Origin of the sequence: Frigoribacterium sp. PhB107, from assembly GCF_003751515.1 — a bacterium.
Taxonomy (GTDB): Bacteria; Actinomycetota; Actinomycetes; order Actinomycetales; family Microbacteriaceae; genus Frigoribacterium.
The window spans coordinates 1089052-1105860 of record NZ_RJKU01000002.1; the positions used below are offsets into that span (position 1 = coordinate 1089052).

General features: G+C 71.0%; 15 protein-coding genes and 2 tRNA genes. 12 read left to right on the top strand and 5 right to left on the bottom strand.

Going from position 1 to position 16809, the window contains the following annotated elements; all coding sequences use genetic code 11:
* Positions 1 to 35 precede the first annotated feature (35 nt).
* Positions 36 to 1043 (bottom strand): mechanosensitive ion channel family protein, encoded by a 1008-nt coding sequence (locus tag EDF18_RS13330; RefSeq protein WP_233569141.1) that lies wholly within the window; start codon positions 1041 to 1043, stop codon positions 36 to 38.
* 140 nt (positions 1044 to 1183) lie between these two features.
* Entirely contained in the window at positions 1184 to 3724 is a 2541-nt protein-coding gene (gene pepN, locus EDF18_RS13335; protein WP_123548218.1) for an aminopeptidase N, read from the bottom strand.
* 108 nt (positions 3725 to 3832) lie between these two features.
* On the opposite strand from pepN, the gene EDF18_RS13340 reads away from it, so the two are divergent.
* From EDF18_RS13340 to EDF18_RS13360, 5 genes are all read left to right on the top strand, one after another.
* Positions 3833 to 4459: a DsbA family protein gene (locus EDF18_RS13340; protein ID WP_123548219.1), complete on the top strand. Its 627-nt coding sequence runs from the start codon at positions 3833 to 3835 to the stop codon at positions 4457 to 4459.
* Between the two features lie 38 nt (positions 4460 to 4497).
* On the top strand, positions 4498 to 4983 hold the full coding sequence (locus tag EDF18_RS13345) for a ribose-5-phosphate isomerase (protein WP_123548220.1): 486 nt from the start codon (positions 4498 to 4500) through the stop codon (positions 4981 to 4983).
* A 99-nt stretch (positions 4984 to 5082) separates the two neighbouring features.
* Positions 5083 to 6057, top strand: a complete 975-nt coding sequence (locus tag EDF18_RS13350; RefSeq protein ID WP_123548221.1) for an Fpg/Nei family DNA glycosylase — start codon at positions 5083 to 5085, stop codon at positions 6055 to 6057.
* A 4-nt stretch (positions 6058 to 6061) separates the two neighbouring features.
* A complete protein-coding gene (locus tag EDF18_RS13355) occupies positions 6062 to 6685 on the top strand; it encodes an FMN-binding negative transcriptional regulator (protein ID WP_123548222.1) in 624 nt (207 codons plus the stop codon).
* On the top strand, positions 6682 to 8256 hold the full coding sequence (locus EDF18_RS13360; protein ID WP_123548223.1) for an amidohydrolase: 1575 nt from the start codon (positions 6682 to 6684) through the stop codon (positions 8254 to 8256). The genes EDF18_RS13355 and EDF18_RS13360 overlap by 4 nt, the downstream gene beginning before the upstream one ends.
* A gap of 95 nt (positions 8257 to 8351) precedes the next feature.
* On the opposite strand, the gene EDF18_RS13365 is transcribed toward EDF18_RS13360, so the two are convergent.
* Positions 8352 to 8843, bottom strand: a complete 492-nt coding sequence (locus EDF18_RS13365) for a Dps family protein (RefSeq protein WP_123548224.1) — start codon at positions 8841 to 8843, stop codon at positions 8352 to 8354.
* Positions 8844 to 9025: 182 nt separating this feature from the next.
* Here EDF18_RS13365 and EDF18_RS13370 point away from each other — a divergent pair, with 182 nt between their 5' ends.
* Positions 9026 to 10450: a sensor histidine kinase gene (locus tag EDF18_RS13370; protein WP_158614677.1), complete on the top strand. Its 1425-nt coding sequence runs from the start codon at positions 9026 to 9028 to the stop codon at positions 10448 to 10450.
* A 36-nt stretch (positions 10451 to 10486) separates the two neighbouring features.
* Positions 10487 to 11125, top strand: coding sequence for a response regulator transcription factor (locus EDF18_RS13375; RefSeq protein WP_192041457.1), 639 nt, complete (start codon positions 10487 to 10489; stop codon positions 11123 to 11125).
* A 22-nt stretch (positions 11126 to 11147) separates the two neighbouring features.
* On the opposite strand, the gene EDF18_RS13380 is transcribed toward EDF18_RS13375, so the two are convergent.
* Positions 11148 to 11951: an SGNH/GDSL hydrolase family protein gene (locus EDF18_RS13380; RefSeq protein WP_158614678.1), complete on the bottom strand. Its 804-nt coding sequence runs from the start codon at positions 11949 to 11951 to the stop codon at positions 11148 to 11150.
* Between the two features lie 167 nt (positions 11952 to 12118).
* Positions 12119 to 12189, bottom strand: a tRNA-Gly gene (locus EDF18_RS13385).
* Between the two features lie 152 nt (positions 12190 to 12341).
* Here EDF18_RS13385 and EDF18_RS13390 point away from each other — a divergent pair.
* The 5 genes from EDF18_RS13390 (at position 12342) to clpX (ending at position 16747) form a co-directional block, all read left to right on the top strand.
* A tRNA-Pro gene (locus EDF18_RS13390) sits at positions 12342 to 12414 on the top strand.
* A gap of 62 nt (positions 12415 to 12476) precedes the next feature.
* Entirely contained in the window at positions 12477 to 13799 is a 1323-nt protein-coding gene (tig, locus tag EDF18_RS13395; protein ID WP_123548228.1) for a trigger factor, read from the top strand.
* A gap of 215 nt (positions 13800 to 14014) precedes the next feature.
* Positions 14015 to 14602, top strand: a complete 588-nt coding sequence (locus tag EDF18_RS13400) for an ATP-dependent Clp protease proteolytic subunit (RefSeq protein WP_123548229.1) — start codon at positions 14015 to 14017, stop codon at positions 14600 to 14602.
* A 40-nt stretch (positions 14603 to 14642) separates the two neighbouring features.
* Complete coding sequence (locus tag EDF18_RS13405; RefSeq protein ID WP_123548230.1) at positions 14643 to 15305, top strand: ATP-dependent Clp protease proteolytic subunit; 663 nt, start codon at positions 14643 to 14645, stop codon at positions 15303 to 15305.
* Positions 15306 to 15466: 161 nt separating this feature from the next.
* A complete protein-coding gene (gene clpX, locus EDF18_RS13410; RefSeq protein ID WP_123548231.1) occupies positions 15467 to 16747 on the top strand; it encodes an ATP-dependent Clp protease ATP-binding subunit ClpX in 1281 nt (426 codons plus the stop codon).
* Positions 16748 to 16809: the final 62 nt, after the last annotated feature.

A 16809-nucleotide genomic window follows, 5' to 3' on the forward strand; every position in this document is an offset into this window, starting at 1 on the left:
GGCGCCCGCAGGAGGCGGGCCGAGGGGGAGGTCGGTCACGAGCGCTTGCCCTTCGAGGGTCGGACGTGCGGGGTGGGCACGGTCTGCGGCGGGCGGGCGCCCTGCACCGAGGAGGCGCCGTCGAAGCCCGTGAGGACGACGCTGCTGAGCGAGGGGAGCGTGATGCCCAGCTCGTCAGTCGCCTTCTTCAGGCGCGACCGCAGCTCGCGGTCGACGTTGTCGCGCTCGGACGACCGGGTCTTGGACACGATGCGGATGACGACGTGCTCCTCGGCGATCGATTGCAGGCCCCAGACCTCGGGGGCGTCGATCATGCTGCGCCCCCACTTCGGCAGCGCCGCCATGTCGGTGGCCGCCTTGAGCATGGCCGCCTGGACCGTGTCGACGTCGGCCTCGTAGGGCACGGCGAGGTCGATGACGACCCGGGTCCAGCCCTGCGACATGTTGCCGACCCGGAGGATCTCGCCGTTCCGGACGAACCAGAGCACCCCGTTGACGTCGCGGATCTGGGTGACGCGGATGCCCACCGCCTCGACGACCCCGGTCGCCGGCCCGACGTCGACGACGTCGCCGACCCCCAGCTGGTCTTCTGCGACCATGAAGATGCCGTTCAGCAGGTCCTTCACGATGTTCTGCGCGCCGAAGGCGAGACCGGCGCCGACCACGCTGGCCGCGCCGACGATCGCGACGACGTCGAAGTTCAGCTCGCCGAGCACGAGGACGAGCGCGACGCCGGCGATCAGCACCGTGACGACGTTGTTGAGCACGCTGCCGAGCGTGCGGGTGCGCTGCACGACGCGGACCGCCTGCAGGGGCGAGGCGATCAGGGCCTGGGTGTCGTCGACGTTCTGCTTGCGCTTGATGCCGTTGACGACCTGGTCGACCACGCGGCGGATCATGAAGTGCAGCGCGACCCGCAGCAGCACCGCGACGACGATGATCGCGAGGATGCGGATGGGCACGCCCCACATCGCCCAGAAGGCTGCCCAGTCGAACTCGACGGGAGGGGTGTCGGTGGGGGCCGCAGCGAGGAAGTCGATCATCCCGTCAAGCTTCGCACGAGCCGCCGACGCCGGCCGAGAGCCGCCTGGACGCGAGAACGGCGGACCCTGTGAACAGGGCCCGCCGTCCGACGGTGACGCAGGAGGCGCGCAGGGACCCCGAGGGACGCCCGCGCCGCTGACTAGCGCGCGTCGACCGCCTGCACGCGCAGGGCGCGCTCGACGCCCGAGAGGCTCTCGACCACGATGCGGCGGAGCGCCGGAACGTCCGGGTTCGCGTCGAGCCAGGCGCGCGTCGCGTCGACCAGCTGCTGGTCGGCGAGCCCGGCCGGGTAGAGGCCCGAGACGAGCGTGTCGGCGATGTGGTAGCTGCGCGACTCCCAGATTCCCGTGATCGACGAGAAGTAGCGCTCGACCACGGGCTGCAGCACGGCCGGGTCGTTCGTGTGCTGGAAGCCCTGGGCGGTCGCGCGCACGATGGCGTTCGGCTGCTCGGCGCTGTCGACGACCGACGCGAAGGCGGCGAGCTTGCCCTCGGCCGTCGGGATCGCCGCGCGGGCGCGGGCGGCGGCCTGGGCGCCGTTGGCGGTGTTGTCCGCCTCGAGCGCGGCGTCGATCTCGGCCTCGCCGGCGACGCCGACGAGCACGAGGCCCTCGAGCAGCTCCCAGCGCAGGTCGGTGTCGACCTCGAGCCCGTCGAGCGCCAGCGACCCGTCGTGCAGGGCACGGAGCGCGTCGGCGTGCGCCGGGGTCGACGCAGCGGCGGCGAAGAACTTCACGAACTGGAACTGAGCGTCCGACCCGGCCTCCGCCTCCTTCGCCAGGTCGAGGAGGCGGTCGCCGACCTCGGCGAGCACCTCGGCGCGACGGGACGGCGCCACGTAGCTGCGCGCGGCCTGCACCAGCTGGGTCAGGGTCGTGCGGATCGTCGTCGACTCGGTCTCGCTCGCGATGTTCGACAGCACGAGGCGGACGTAGTCGGAGGGCGAGGTCTCGGCGTCGCGCGTGGCGTCCCAGACGGAGCCCCAGACGAGGGCGCGGGCCAGCGGGTCGGAGATCGACGCGAGGTGCTCGATCGCGGTGGCGAGCGACTGCTCGTCGAGGCGGATCTTCGCGTAGGCGAGGTCGTCGTCGTTGGTGAGCACGAGGGCCCCGCGGCGCTGGCCGACGAGCTCGGGCACGTCGGTGCGGGTGCCGTCGACGTCGATCTCGACCCGGTGCGTCCGCACGAGGGCGTCGCCGTCGAAGTCGTAGAGGCCGACCGCGAGGCGGTGCGGGCGGATCGTCGGGTAGTCGGCCGGCGCCTCCTGCAGGAGGGCGAACGAGGTGATGACGCCGTCGGCGTCCGTCTCGATCTCGGGACGCAGCGTGTTGACGCCCGCGGTCTCGAGCCACTTCTCGCTCCAGCTCGTGAGCTCGCGCCCCGAGGTGGCCTCGAGCTCGACGAGCAGGTCGCGGAGCTCGGTGTTCGAGTGGTGGTGCTTCTGGAAGTACGCGGCGACGCCGGCGTAGAACGCGTCGATCCCGACCCAGGCGACGAGCTGCTTCAGCACCGAGCCGCCCTTGGCGTAGGTGATGCCGTCGAAGTTGACCTGGACGTCCTCGAGGTCGTTGATCGTCGCGACGACGGGGTGCGTCGAGGGCAGCTGGTCCTGGCGGTAGGCCCAGCTCTTCTCCATCGCCTGGAACGTCGTCCAGGCCTCGGTCCACTCGGTGGCCTCGGCCGTCGAGATGGTCGACGCCCACTCGGCGAACGACTCGTTCAGCCAGAGGTCGTTCCACCACTTCATGGTGACGAGGTCGCCGAACCACATGTGGGCTAGCTCGTGCAGGATCGTGACGACCCGGCGCTCCTTGATCGCGTCGGTCACCTTGCTGCGGAACACGTAGGTCTCGACGAAGGTGACGGCGCCTGCGTTCTCCATCGCGCCGGCGTTGAACTCGGGCACGAAGAGCTGGTCGTACTTGTCGAACGGGTACGGGTAGCGGAACTTCTCCTCGTAGTAGGCGAAGCCCTGACGCGTCTTCTCGAAGATGTAGTCGGCGTCGAGGAACTCGGTGAGCGAGCGACGCGTGAAGATGCCGAGGGGGATCGTGCGGCCGTCCGAGCTCGTGAGCTCGCTGCGCACGACGTCGTAGGGACCGGCGACGATCGCCGTGATGTAGCTCGACAGCACCGGGGTGGGCGAGAACGTCCAGGTGGCGACCTCGCCGTCGACCGCGGGCTCGGGCGTCGGCTGGTTCGAGACGACCTGCCAGCGGGAGGGGGCGGTCACGGTGAACTGGAACGTCGCCTTGAGGTCGGGCTGCTCGAAGACCGCGAAGACGCGGCGGCTGTCGGGCACCTCGAACTGCGAGTAGAGGTAGACCTCGTCGTCGACGGGGTCGACGAAGCGGTGCAGGCCCTCGCCGGTGTTCGTGTACTCGGCGTCGGCGACGACCTCGAGCACGTTCTCGGCGGCGAGGTCGTCGAGCTGGATCCGCACACCGTCGTTGACGGCCGCCACGTCGAGGGCGGCGCCGTTCAGCGTGGCCGAGTGCACGGTGCGCGTGAGGGCGTCGATGAAGGTCGAGGCGCCGGGCGTCGCGGTGAACCGGACCGTCGTCGAGCTGCCGAACACCTCGGCCCCCCGGGTCAGGTCGAGCTCGATCTCGTACGACTGCACGTCGACGACGCTCTTGCGCTCCTGCGCCTCGAGTCGGGTCAGGTTCTCTCCGGGCACGCTTGCTCCATCCGTCTTGAGGTGTCGTTCTTGAGGTGACGATGCGGGACTCGTGGTCCCCGGACGAGCCTAGACCGGCCCCCCGACGCCGGGGTGTTCACTGGGGGCATGACCGACACCGTCGCCCCCGCGCCCCACACCTCCGTCGACTTCTGGTTCGACCCCTCCTGCCCCTGGGCCTGGATGACCAGCCGCTGGGTCGACGAGGTCGCTCGTCACCGCGACCTCGACGTGACGTTCCACATCATGAGCCTGGCGGTGCTGAACGAGGGCAACGACGTCAGCGACGAGTACAGGGCGGCCTTCGCCCGGATGCTGCGCTACACGCGCCTCGTCACCGCCGCCGGCGAGCTGCACGGCCAGCAGATCGTGAAGCCCCTCTACGACGCGCTCGGCACGCGCATCCACCCGGGCGGCGAGACCGACGCCGACGTCGTCATCCCCGCCGCGCTCGCCGAGGTCGGCCTGCCCGCGGAGTTCGCCGCCCACGCCGACTCGGACATGTACGACGAGCAGATGCGGGCCAGCCACTTCGACGGCATCGGCCGCGTCGGGCAGGACGTCGGCACGCCCGTGATCGCCGTGAACGGCACCGCCTTCTTCGGACCCGTCATCTCGCCGGCGCCGAGGGGCGAGATCGCCCTGACCCTGTGGGACGGCGTGGTCGCCGCCGCCTCGTACCCGGGCTTCTTCGAGATCAAGCGCACGCGCACGGTCGGCCCGATCTTCGACTGACGCAGGGCCGTGGCCGGGGCCGTCCTAGGATCGACAGCATGCGCATCCACGTGGCGACCGATCACGCCGGTCTCGACTTCAGCAAGACCGTCATCCGTCACCTCTCCGACGCCGGCCACGACGTCACCGACCACGGCCCGACCAGCTACGAGCCGCTCGACGACTACCCGTCGTTCTGCATCGCGGCGGCCCGGGCCGTCGTCCGTGACCAGCGGGCCGGCCACGAGGCCCTCGGCGTCGTCTTCGGCGGCTCGGGCAACGGCGAGCAGATCGCCGCGAACAAGGTCGAGGGCGTCCGTGCCGCCCTGGTCTGGAACGACTCGACCGCGAAGCTCGCCCGTCAGCACAACGACGCGAACGTGATCGCCATCGGCGCCCGTCAGCACACGGAGGCGGAGGCGCTGGCCTTCATCGACGCGTTCGTCGCCGAGCCCTTCAGCCACGACGAGCGCCACGTCCGCCGCATCGCCCAGGTGGGCGAGTACGAGACCACCGGGGCGATCGCCGGGCACCCGGTCGACTGACGACGTAACGTCGGGAGCGGCGGGACCTCCGGGCCCCGCCGCTCCGTCGTCCCCGTCGGACCGGCTCCGGCCGGTCGACCCAGCCAGTGAGGTGCCGCCGTGCCCGAGGGCCATTCCGTCCACCGCATCGCCAACCAGTTCGAGCAGACCTTCGTGGGGAGCCGGTGCGAGGTGAGCTCGCCCCAGGGGCGGTTCGCCGCCGGGGCCGAGAAGCTCGACGGCGCGACGATGGTCGACGCCAAGGCCGTCGGCAAGCAGATGTTCCTCGAGTTCGACAACGGCCTCTGGCTGCACGTGCACCTCGGCCTCTACGGCGCGTGGGACTTCGCGGGCGACATCGCCACGGGCCACTCGATGGCCGAGTCGCGGACTCGTCGGGCCCGCACCCGCAAGGCGGAGGCGGCCCCCGACGACGACGGCGAGGACTCGATGGCGAGCATCGGCGCGCCACGTCGCAGCCGCGTCCGGATGGCCGAGCAGGAGAAGGCCGAGGACGACATCGAGTCGTTCCCGCCCGAGCCCGTCGGCCAGGTGCGGGTGCGCCTGCTCACCGACACGGCCGTCGGCGACCTGCGCGGCCCCACGAAGTGCGAGGTCCTCGACGCCGCCGGGGTCGACACGGCGATCGCCAAGCTCGGCCCCGACCCGCTCGTCGACTCGCCGAAGAAGGGGAGCGACCGCTTCGTCACGACGGTGCGGAAGAAGCGCACCCCGATCGGCCTGCTGCTGATGGACCAGAGCGTCGTGAGCGGCATCGGCAACATCTACCGTGCCGAGCTGCTCTTCCGGGCGCGGCTCGATCCGCACACCCCCGGCAACCAGGTGCCGGAGGACGTGCTGAAGGCGATCTACAAGGACTGGACGAAGCTGCTCCGGAGCGGCGTCGAGCTCGGACAGATGATGACGATGGACGGCCTCACGAAGGCGCAGCACGCGAAGGCCCTGCGCAGCCGGGCCGACCGCCACTGGGTCTACCACCGCGAGGGCCTGCCCTGCCGGGTCTGCGGCACCAACATCGTGATGGAGATGGCCGCGGGTCGGAAGCTCTACTGGTGCCCGGTCGACCAGACTTGAGCCCATGCGCCACACTCCGCACTTCGTGCAGTCCGACGTCGACGAGGTCAAGCGGCTGATCCGCGAGAACCCGTGGGCCACGATCGTCGCCTCGACGGCGGAGGGGATCGTCGCCTCGCACTACCCCGTCGTGCTCGAGGACGACCCTGCCGACCCGGCTGCGATCGTGCTCGTCAGCCACGTGGGCAGGCCCGACGAGCGGTCGCTCGAGCTGGGCGCGGCCGAGGTGATGGTGATCGTCCAGGGGCCGCACGGCTACGTGTCTCCAGGCTGGTACCCCGCCGAGCAGATCATCCCCACCTGGAACCACGTCACGGCGCACCTCTGGGGCACGCCCGAGATCCTGTCGGACGACGAGAACTTCCGCGTGCTCGGCGAGCTCGTCGACCACTTCGAGCGCGTCATGCCCGAGCCGTCGACCCTGACGCTCGACGAAGCGGGCTCGCGCCGTGTCGCCAAGGGCACGGTCGGCATCCGGCTGCGGGTCACCCGGTTCGACGCGCGCGCCAAGCTGAGCCAGAACAAGGCGCCCGAGGTCGTCGACCGCATCGTCGACGAGCTCGAGCACGGGGAGCACTACGCCCAGCCTGCCCTCGCGGCCGAGATGCGCCGGGTCCGCGACCGGTGAGCAACAGCCAGCCGAGCTCCGGGACCGCCTCTGGGCAGGGCACCGGCACCGCCCCCGAGGAGGCGCCTCCCGTCCTCCTGAGGAACGCCCGCCTCACCGGCGTCCACAGCTCGGAGGACGCCGACCGCGTCGACGTCCTCCTGCGCCACGGCGTCGTCGCCGAGATCGGCCAGGGGCTCGCCGTCCCCGACGGCGCCGAGGTCGTCGACCTCGACGGCCGGTGGCTCGGCCCGGGCCTCTGGGACTCCCACGTGCACATGGACCAGTGGGCGCTCGTGCGTCGCCGGCTCGACGTGTCGTCGGCCGGGTCGGCCGCGGCGGCCGCGTCGCTCGTGGGGGAGCGCCTCCGCTCGCAGCCGCCGGCGCCCGGGCAGCCCCTGATCGGCTACGGGTTCCAGGACGCGCTCTGGGCCGACGAGCCGACGCGGGCACTGCTCGACGCCGTCTCCGGCGACGTCCCCGTCGTGCTCGTCAGCAAGGACCTGCACTCCGTCTGGCTCGACTCCCGCGCCCTCGAGGCCCACGGCCACGGCGGCCACCCGACGGGCCTGCTGCGCGAGGCGGACGCCTTCGCCGTGAGCACGGCGGTCAGCGCCGTCTCGGAGGACCAGCTCGACGAGTGGGTCGGCGAGGCCGCCGAGGCTGCCGCCGCCCGGGGCGTCGTCGGGATCGTCGACCTCGAGATGACCCTCTCGGTCGACCGCTGGGCGCGGCGGGTGGCGGCGGGCACGACCTGCCTCCGCGTGCGCGCCGGCGTCTACCCGGCCGACCTCGACGAGGTCGTCGGGCGCGGACTGCGCACCGGAGACGTCGTCCCCTACACGCACGGACTCGTCGAGATGGGGCCGGCCAAGATCATCACCGACGGCTCGCTCGGCACCCGGACCGCGTGGTGCCACGACTCCTACGTGGGCATGGAGGGCGACCCCGCGGCGCGGGGCGTGGCGACGTACGGCAGGGAGGCGCTCGTCGACCACCTGAGACGCGCCTCCTCGGCGGGCCTGGTCCCCGCTGTGCACGCGATCGGCGACGCGGCGAACGCGTCGGCCCTCGACGCTCTCGAGGAGGTCGGCTGCGGCGGCTCGATCGAGCACGCGCAGCTGCTCGACCCGGTCGACGTCGAGCGTTTCGCCCGGCTCGGGATCGTGGCCAGCATCCAGCCCGAGCACGCCATGGACGACCGCGACGTCGCCGACCGGCTGTGGGCCGGACGCACCGGGCGGTCCTATGCGTGGGGGAGCCTCGCGGAGGCCGGGGTGCGCCTGCAGCTCGGCTCGGACGCACCGGTCGCTCCGCTCGACCCCTGGGTCGCGATGGCGGCTGCCGTGTGGCGCGCGAGGGACGGCCGCGACCCGTGGCACCCGGAGCAGCGTCTGGCGGCCCGGACAGCCCTCGCCGCGTCGACCGGGGGCCGGACGAGCGTCGAGGTCGGCTCCGTGGCCGACCTGGTCGTGACGGAGATCGACCCGCTGACCGCGACTGACCACGACCTGCGCACGATGGTCGTCTCGGCGACCCTGCTCGGGGGACGGTTCACGCACCTCACGCACCTCACGCTCCTCACTCCCTGAGGCGCGCAGCTCTGCCGTGCCCGCGACGGGGCAGCGCACGACGGAGGCCGCCGCCCCGAGGGGCGACGGCCTCCGTTCGTCAGGAGGGAGCGGACTCAGCCAGCGACGTGCGCGGCGAGGAACCAGCGGTCCTTCTCGAGGCCGCGCGAGATCTCGATGGCGACGTCCTGGCTGGACGCGTCGAGTTCACCGAGCTCGTCGATGGCCGTGCGGACGGCGACGAGGGAGGCGTCGATCTGGGCGACCAGCTCGGCGATCGTGCGGTCGATCTGGTTGAAGCCGGGCGAGGTCGTCGGGATGCTCGTCTTGGCGGCGACGGTCTCGATGCGGGCGTCGACGGGCAGGCCGAGGGCGACGACGCGCTCGGCGGCGAGGTCGGCCCACTCGCGGGCGTGGTCGACGACCACGTCGATCAGCTCGTGCACGGCGACGAACGCGATGCCGCGCACGTGCCAGTGCGCCTGCTTGCCGTTGACCGACAGTGCGGTGAGGTCGGTGACGATCGGGCTGAGGAACTGGGCGACGCCGGCGGCGACGTCGGGGTCGACGGAACCCTGGGGGACGGTGATGGTGGTGGCGTCGGTCATGGCGGTGTCCTTTCCTAGACGATCTACCCCACGGTAGAGGGCTGAGCGGATTCCGCAAGCAAGCTGAGGCTCGGCTCACCGAGGCCAGCCTCGCCTCACCTGCCCGGGCGGGGGATAACCCCACCGCCCTCTCGGGCGCTGGCACCATGGGACGGTGCCCGCGCCTCCGCGAGGCTCGAGGCATGACCCAGGAGAGCACCATCAGCGCCCCCACGAACCCCTACCTCTCGCCGCCGCCCCCGCCCGGCGGCTACGGGCGTCGCTGGCGTGCGCTGCCGCGCGAGCTCGGCTACGTCGCCCTGTCGGCGGTGCTGGTCGTCGTGATCGGCGGCCTCTCCACCCTCTTCTTCCGGTCGCTCGGCCAGGCCGACAACTCGGTCGTCGGGTTCGTCTTCCTCGCGGTCGTGGTCTTCGCGAGCCTGTGGCTGGCGCGCTGGTTCGGCACGTTCGAGGTGATCCGCCTGCGCTGGGCGATCGACCGGCCCGTGCGTCCCGTCGACTGGACGCCGAACACGACCTGGGGCCGCTCCGACAACCGCGGCGTCCGCGCGCTCTCGGCCTTCGCGAACCCGCACTACTGGCTGTACCTGCTCTACGGCCTCGTGGTGTTCCCGGCTGCGGCCGCCCTCACGACCACGGTCGTCGTGCTGCTCGTCGCGGGCCCCGCCCTGTTGTTCGTCTTCGGCGGCGTGGTCGTCGGCAGCGTTCCTGGCGGCGACGGCCTGCACGCGGTCGTCGGCGGCGGCGGCGGGCTCCTGCTCCTCCTGCTCGGGGCCGTCGTGCTCGCGGGCGTCGTGCTGCTGATGCCCTTCGTCGTGCACGGCTTCGTCGTGATGCACCACGCGATCGCCGCCGCCATGCTCGGCGGCTTCCGCAGCGACCAGCTCGCCGTCGAGCTCGCCGACCGAGAGATCTCGCGCACGGCGGCCCTGTCGGCCGAGGGCACGGCCCTCCGTCGCCTCGAGCGAGACATCCACGACGGGCCGCAGCAGCGTCTCGTGCGCCTGCAGATGGACCTCGCCGCGGCGGCCAGGGCCGTCGACTCCGACCCCGAGAAGGGCAAGGCCCTGATCGAGGAGGCGCGGGCCCAGTCCCGCGAGGCCCTCGAGGAGCTGCGCGCCCTGTCCCGCGGCTTCGCGCCTCCTCTTCTGCTCGACCGGGGCCTGGTCGCGGCGCTCGAGTCGCTCGTCGACCGCGCGGTCATCCCGACGACCCTGCTGGACCGGGTGCCCGCCCACGTCGTGCTGCCCGCGGAGATCCAGCGGAACGCCTACTTCATCGCCTCCGAGCTCGTGACCAACACGGGCAAGCACTCGTCAGCGATCTCGGCCGACCTCGTGCTGCGCACGCGGACCGCTCCCGACGGCCGGGGCACCCTGCTCGAGCTCGTCGTCACCGACGACGGCCAGGGCGGCGCGGGCCTCCGCGACGGACACGGGCTCGCCGGCGTGCAGGAGAGGCTCGTGGGCCTGGGCGGGTTCCTCGACATCTCCAGCCCGGCGGGCGGGCCGACCATCGTGACGGTGAGCATCCCGCTCGTCGACGACTCGCCCACGGAGGTCGAGGCGACCGGTCCGGCTGCTCCCGCCGCGCCGCCCGCTCCCTAGACTGGCGGGGTGCCCGAGCGACCTGTGACCCCCGCCCTGCGCGTCGTCGTCGCGGACGACTCGGTGCTGCTCCGCGAGGGCCTCGTCCGCCTCCTCGACGAGATCGGCGCCGACGTCGTCGGTGCCTACGGCGACGCGGACTCCCTCCTGGCCGAGCTCGACGAGAAGGCGCCCGACGTCGCGGTGCTCGACGTGCGGATGCCCCCGACCCACACCGACGAGGGGGTCCGCGCCGCGATCGAGGCCCGACGCCGCCGTCCCGGGCTCGGCATCCTGCTGCTCTCGCAGTACGTCGAGGTGGCGTACGCCCGCGACCTGCTCGAGGCGGGCAGCGGGGGAGTGGGCTACCTGCTCAAGGACCGCGTCGCCTCCGTGGACGAGTTCGGCGACGCGCTCGGCCGGGTGGCCGACGGCGGCACGGTGCTCGACCCCCAGGTCGTCTCGCAGCTGCTCGGCCGGCGAGGCGACCCGCTCGCCGCGCTGACGCCCCGTGAGCGCGAGGTGCTCGGCCTGATGGCCGAGGGTCGCACCAACGCGGCCATCGCCGCCGCCCTCGTCATCGGCACCGGTGCGGTGGAGAAGAACGTCACCTCGATCTTCCAGAAGCTGTTGCTCGAGGACAGCGGCAGCGACCACCGCCGGGTGCTCGCCGTCCTGGCCTTCCTCCAGCGGTGAGGTCGTGGCGGCGGTCGACCGGCTAGCTGGTCCGCGACCGGTCGCCCTCGGCCGTGCCGTCCGCCGCAGGGCCGGCCTGGAGCAGGTCGCCCCGGGTGCCGCCCACCTCGAGGATCGTCTCGCGCAGCGACTCGCCGACGCGCTGGTACCCGACCGTCGTGGGGTGGATGCCGTCGGGCGACGTCCCGGCCGCGAACACGAGGCCGTCGCGGGCGAAGCCCCAGGGGTCGGTCCAGGTCCAGCCCCTGTCGAGCACGTACCGCTCGAGGGCCCTCTGGTACACGGCGGCGGCGGCGGGCGCCCGGTCGTAGGGCGGGATCGCCGCGACGACGACGTGGCGCGGGGCGACGGTGGCGACGACGGCGTCGTACGAGGCGGCGGACGCGGCGAAGCCGATCCCCTTGCGCACGTCGTTCGTGCCCGACATCAGCACGAGGACGTCGACGTCGGCGACCGGGGTCACCGCCGCGGCCTGCTCCTGGATGGTGCTGCCGCCCTTGGCCCACCCGCCCACCCACTCGACGCCGTCGCCGCGCGCGTACGTCATCCAGGTGTTCGCGTCGAGGCCGTCGCTGAGCAGTCGCCCGCCGCCGGCCGTCAGGGAGTCGCCGACGATGGCGACGCGCACGGCGTCCTCACGGCGCAGGTCGTCCTCGCCTGCGCCACCGCCCGTGACGTCGCCCGGTGAGGCGGAGGCGGCGGCCTGCGGGGCCCCGGTCGGGGCCGACCCGGGGGAGGCGGTGGTCACGCCGGCGCTGCACCCCGTCACGAGCAGGGCGAGGGCCGCGCCCACGAGCGCGGCCCGGGCGGTCTTCGCGCGATCCATCCTCAGATCATGAAGCATCGCGGCAGACGCCCAGTACCGAGACGGCACCGGACGCGCCCCCTCTTCGGGGATGCAACGTCGAGGGCGTCGAGCGACGAGTGACATCGAGAGGAGGATTCATGCACGGTGCCTGCGGCACCGGACGCCGGAGGCGTCGAAGGATCGAGAGGGGATGACGGGAATCGAACCCGCGCCATCAGTTTGGAAAACTGAGGCTCTACCATTGAGCTACATCCCCGTGGGCGGCCTGGGCCGCTCGGGTGTCCACAACTATAGAGCATCTCCGCCAGGGGCTCGAACGGCGTGCCCTGTGGTCGGCTAGACTCCCTCGAGGCTTGTCTCCACCCGACCTCAACGGGACCAACGGAGCTCGCCGTGCCAGGTGATATACGGGGCGTAGCGTAGTGGCTAGCGCGTCCGTTTTGGGGGCGGAAGATCGCAGGTTCGAGTCCTGTCGCCCCGACGATCGTCTACCTGCTGTCTCGGACGTGAGTTCAGCACCACCAACACAGGAGAAGCCCCACATTGGTCCAGACCACCGTTGAGAAGCTCAGCCCCACGCGCGTCAAGCTCAACATCGTCGTCAGCCCTGACGAGCTCAAGCCCAGCGTCACGCACGCCTACGGCCACATCGCGGAGTCGATCAACATCCCCGGCTTCCGCAAGGGCAAGGTGCCGCCGCCCATCATCGACCAGCGCGTCGGTCGCGAAGAGGTCCTGAACCACGCCGTCAGCGAGAGCCTCGACAAGTTCTACCGCGAGGCCGTCTCCGAGACCGAGATCCGCGTGCTGGGCCGCCCCGAGGCCGACGTCGTCTCCTGGCCCGACGTGAAGGACTTCTCGGGCGACCTGACCATCGCCGTCGAGGTCGACGTGCGTCCCGACTTCGACCTGCCCGACTACGAGGGCATCGAGCTCACCGTCGACTCGGTCGAGATCAGCGACGACGAGGTCGAAGAAGAGCTGTCGAACCTGCGCACGCGCTTCGGCACGCTCGTCACGGTCGACCGTCCCGCCACCACCGGCGACTTCGTCCAGATCGACCTCACCGCCACCATCGGCGACGACACCGTCGACACCGCCCAGGGCGTGTCGTACGAGCTCGGCTCCGGCGAGCTCATCGAGGGCATCGACGAGGCGCTCGAGTCGCTCACCGCCGACGAGAGCACCACGTTCGAGTCGAAGCTGCTCGGCGGCGACCGCGAGGGCGAGACCGCCCAGATCGCCGTCACCGTCACCGCCGTCAAGGAGCGCGAGCTCCCCGAGGCCGACGACGACTTCGCGCAGATCGCCAGCCAGTTCGACACCATCGACGAGCTCAAGGGCGACCTGAAGGAGCAGCTGGCCAAGTCGAAGACGTTCGGCCAGGGTGCCCAGGCGCGCGACCAGGTCGTCGAGAAGCTCCTCGAGTCCGTCGAGATCCCCGTGCCCGAGAAGCTCGTCGAGGACGAGGTGCACCGTCACCTCGAGCAGGAGAACCGCCTCGAGGACGCCGAGCACCGCACCGAGGTGACCGAGAGCAGCGAGAAGGCCTTCCGCAACCAGATCCTCCTCGACGCGATCGCCGAGAAGGAAGAGGTCAAGGTCGAGCAGGACGAGCTGACCCAGTACCTGATCCAGGGCGCCGCCCAGTACGGCATGGAGCCCGGCGAGTTCATCAAGGTGCTCGACCAGAACGGCCAGATCCCGGCCATGGTCGGCGAGGTCGCCCGCAGCAAGGCCCTGGCGGTCGTGCTGTCGAAGGCCAAGGTCGTCGACGGCGAGGGCAAGGAGGTCGACCTGTCGGCCTTCACCGCCACCGCGGGCGTCGGCGGCGACGACGACCACGAGGGGCACGACCACGCGTGAGCTGAGCTGACGCGTCGGCGCCGATGAGGCGCTGACGTCGAGAGGGCCGGGTGCTGGTGCACCCGGCCCTCTGTCGTTCCCGGACTGCACCCGCGCCTCCTCGGCTCGGTCTGGTCAGCGAGGGGCGGAAGTTATTGCCGTGGGCGAACAGCCCGGAACCCGTGCGTTCCACCGGATAGATTCGACGACAAGCGACAACGAATGGGAGCTCCACCATGGCCGACGTGACACTGCCCAACAGTGTTTTTGACCGACTTCTCAAGGACCGCATCATCTGGCTCGGTTCCGAGGTGCGGGACGAGAACGCCAACGAGATCGCAGCGAAACTCCTGCTCCTCGCCGCTGAGGACAGCGAGAAGGACATCTACCTCTACATCAACTCGCCCGGCGGGTCGATCACGGCCGGCATGGCGATCTACGACGCCATGGAGTTCGTGCCGAACGACATCGTGACCGTGGGCATCGGCATGGCGGCCTCGATGGGCCAGCTGCTCCTGACGGCCGGCACCAAGGGCAAGCGCTACATCACGCCGAACGCGCGCGTCCTGCTGCACCAGCCGCACGGCGGCTTCGGCGGCACCAGCTCCGACATCCAGACGCAGGCCCAGCTCATCCTCTCGATGAAGCAGCGCCTGGCCGAGATCACCGCTGCCCAGACGGGCAAGACGGTCGAGCAGATCAACGAGGACGGCGACCGCGACCGTTGGTTCACCGCCGAGGAGGCCCTGGAGTACGGCTTCGTCGACCACATCCGCGGCTCGGCCACCGACGTCGTCGGCGGCGCCGGCACGGACCAGTCGTAGACCTCCCTCCCCGATCGTCAGCAGAGAAAGAGACACACTCATGGAACTCCCGATGATGGGCGGCGCGGGCCGACTGCAGACCCCCAGCTCCCGGTACATCCTCCCCAGCTTCGAAGAGCGCACGGCCTACGGGTACAAGCGCCAGGACCCCTACGCCAAGCTCTTCGAGGACCGCATCGTGTTCCTCGGCGTGCAGGTGGACGACGCCTCGGCCGACGACATCATGGCGCAGCTCCTCGTGCTCGAGAGCATGGACCCCGATCGCGACATCACCCTGTACATCAACTCGCCCGGCGGCTCGTTCACGGCCATGACGGCGATCTACGACACGATGCAGTACATCCGTCCGGAGATCCAGACGGTGTGCCTCGGCCAGGCTGCCTCGGCGGCCGCGGTCCTGCTCGCGGCCGGCCAGCCCGGCAAGCGCCTCGCCCTGCCGAACGCCCGCGTGCTGATCCACCAGCCCGCGACCGGCGGGAGCAGCGGCGGCCAGGCGTCGGACATCGAGATCCAGGCGAAAGAGGTGCTGCGCATGCGCACCTGGCTCGAGGAGACGCTGTCGAAGCACTCGAACAAGACGCCCGAGCAGGTCAACCGCGACATCGAGCGCGACAACATCCTGGGCGCCGACGAGGCTCTGGCCTACGGCCTGGTCGACCAGGTGCTGACCTCGCGCAAGAACCAGCCGGCGCTCACGCGCTAGCCGACCACGCGTCGCGAGCACGACGACGGAGCCCCGGGCGAGCTGCCCGGGGCTCCGTCGCGTCCGGGCCGCAGGTCGGTCCCGGAGTGTCGGGGGATCGGGTTAGGCTCGGTGCACGACGTCCGACAGGGGGCGACGACGATCTCGTAGGGAGGCCGGGCATGGCACGCATCGGTGAGAGCGCTGATCTGCTCAAGTGCTCGTTCTGCGGCAAGAGCCAGAAGCAGGTCCAACAGCTGATCGCCGGCCCCGGCGTCTACATCTGCGACGAGTGCGTCGAGCTCTGCAACGAGATCATCGAAGAGCGCCTGGCCGAGGCGGGCGACGAGCCCACGAGCGAGTTCGACCTCCCCAAGCCCCGCGAGATCTACTCGTTCCTCGAGGAGTACGTCATCGGGCAGGACGCCGCGAAGCGCGCCCTCTCCGTGGCCGTCTACAACCACTACAAGCGCATCCGCGCCGCGTCGACGCTGACGGCGGCCGAGTCCCTCGCCGACGAGGTCGAGATCTCGAAGTCCAACATCCTGCTGATCGGCCCGACGGGCTGCGGCAAGACCTACCTCGCGCAGACCCTGGCCAAGCGGCTGAACGTCCCGTTCGCCGTCGCGGACGCGACTGCCCTCACCGAGGCGGGCTACGTCGGCGAGGACGTCGAGAACATCCTGCTCAAGCTCGTCCAGGCGGCGGACTACGACGTCAAGCGCGCCGAGACGGGCATCATCTACATCGACGAGATCGACAAGATCGCGCGCAAGGCCGAGAACCCGTCGATCACCCGCGACGTGTCGGGCGAGGGCGTCCAGCAGGCACTGCTCAAGATCCTCGAGGGCACGGTCGCCTCCGTGCCTCCCCAGGGTGGTCGCAAGCACCCTCACCAGGAGTTCATCCAGGTCGACACGACCAACGTGCTCTTCATCGTCGCCGGGGCGTTCTCCGGCCTCGAGGACATCATCTCCAACCGTGCGGGCAAGCGCGGCATCGGCTTCGGTGCCCCCCTGCACAGCAAGGAAGACGAGGCGGCCCTCTTCAGCGAGGTCCTCCCTGAAGACCTGCACAAGTTCGGGCTGATCCCCGAGTTCATCGGGCGCCTCCCGGTCGTGACGACGGTGACGCAGCTCGACCAGGCCGCCCTGATGCAGATCCTCACCGAGCCGAAGAACGCCCTCGTGCGGCAGTACCAGCGCATGTTCGAGATCGACGGGGTCGAGCTGCAGTTCGAGCACGAGGCCCTCGAGTCGATCGCCGACCTCGCCGTCCTGCGCCAGACCGGTGCCCGCGGCCTCCGGGCGATCCTCGAAGAGGTGCTCGGGCCGATCATGTTCGACGTCCCTTCCGACGACACCGTCGGCACGGTCGTCGTGACCCGCGCCTCCGTGCTCGAGAACGCGGCGCCGACGATCGTTCCCCGTCTCGTGGACGAGCGCGTCGAGAAGTCGGCCTAGTCCCGCCGCCTCCCCGCGCCTCCTGAACGCCCCGGCCCCACTGGTCGGGGCGTTCGCGTGCG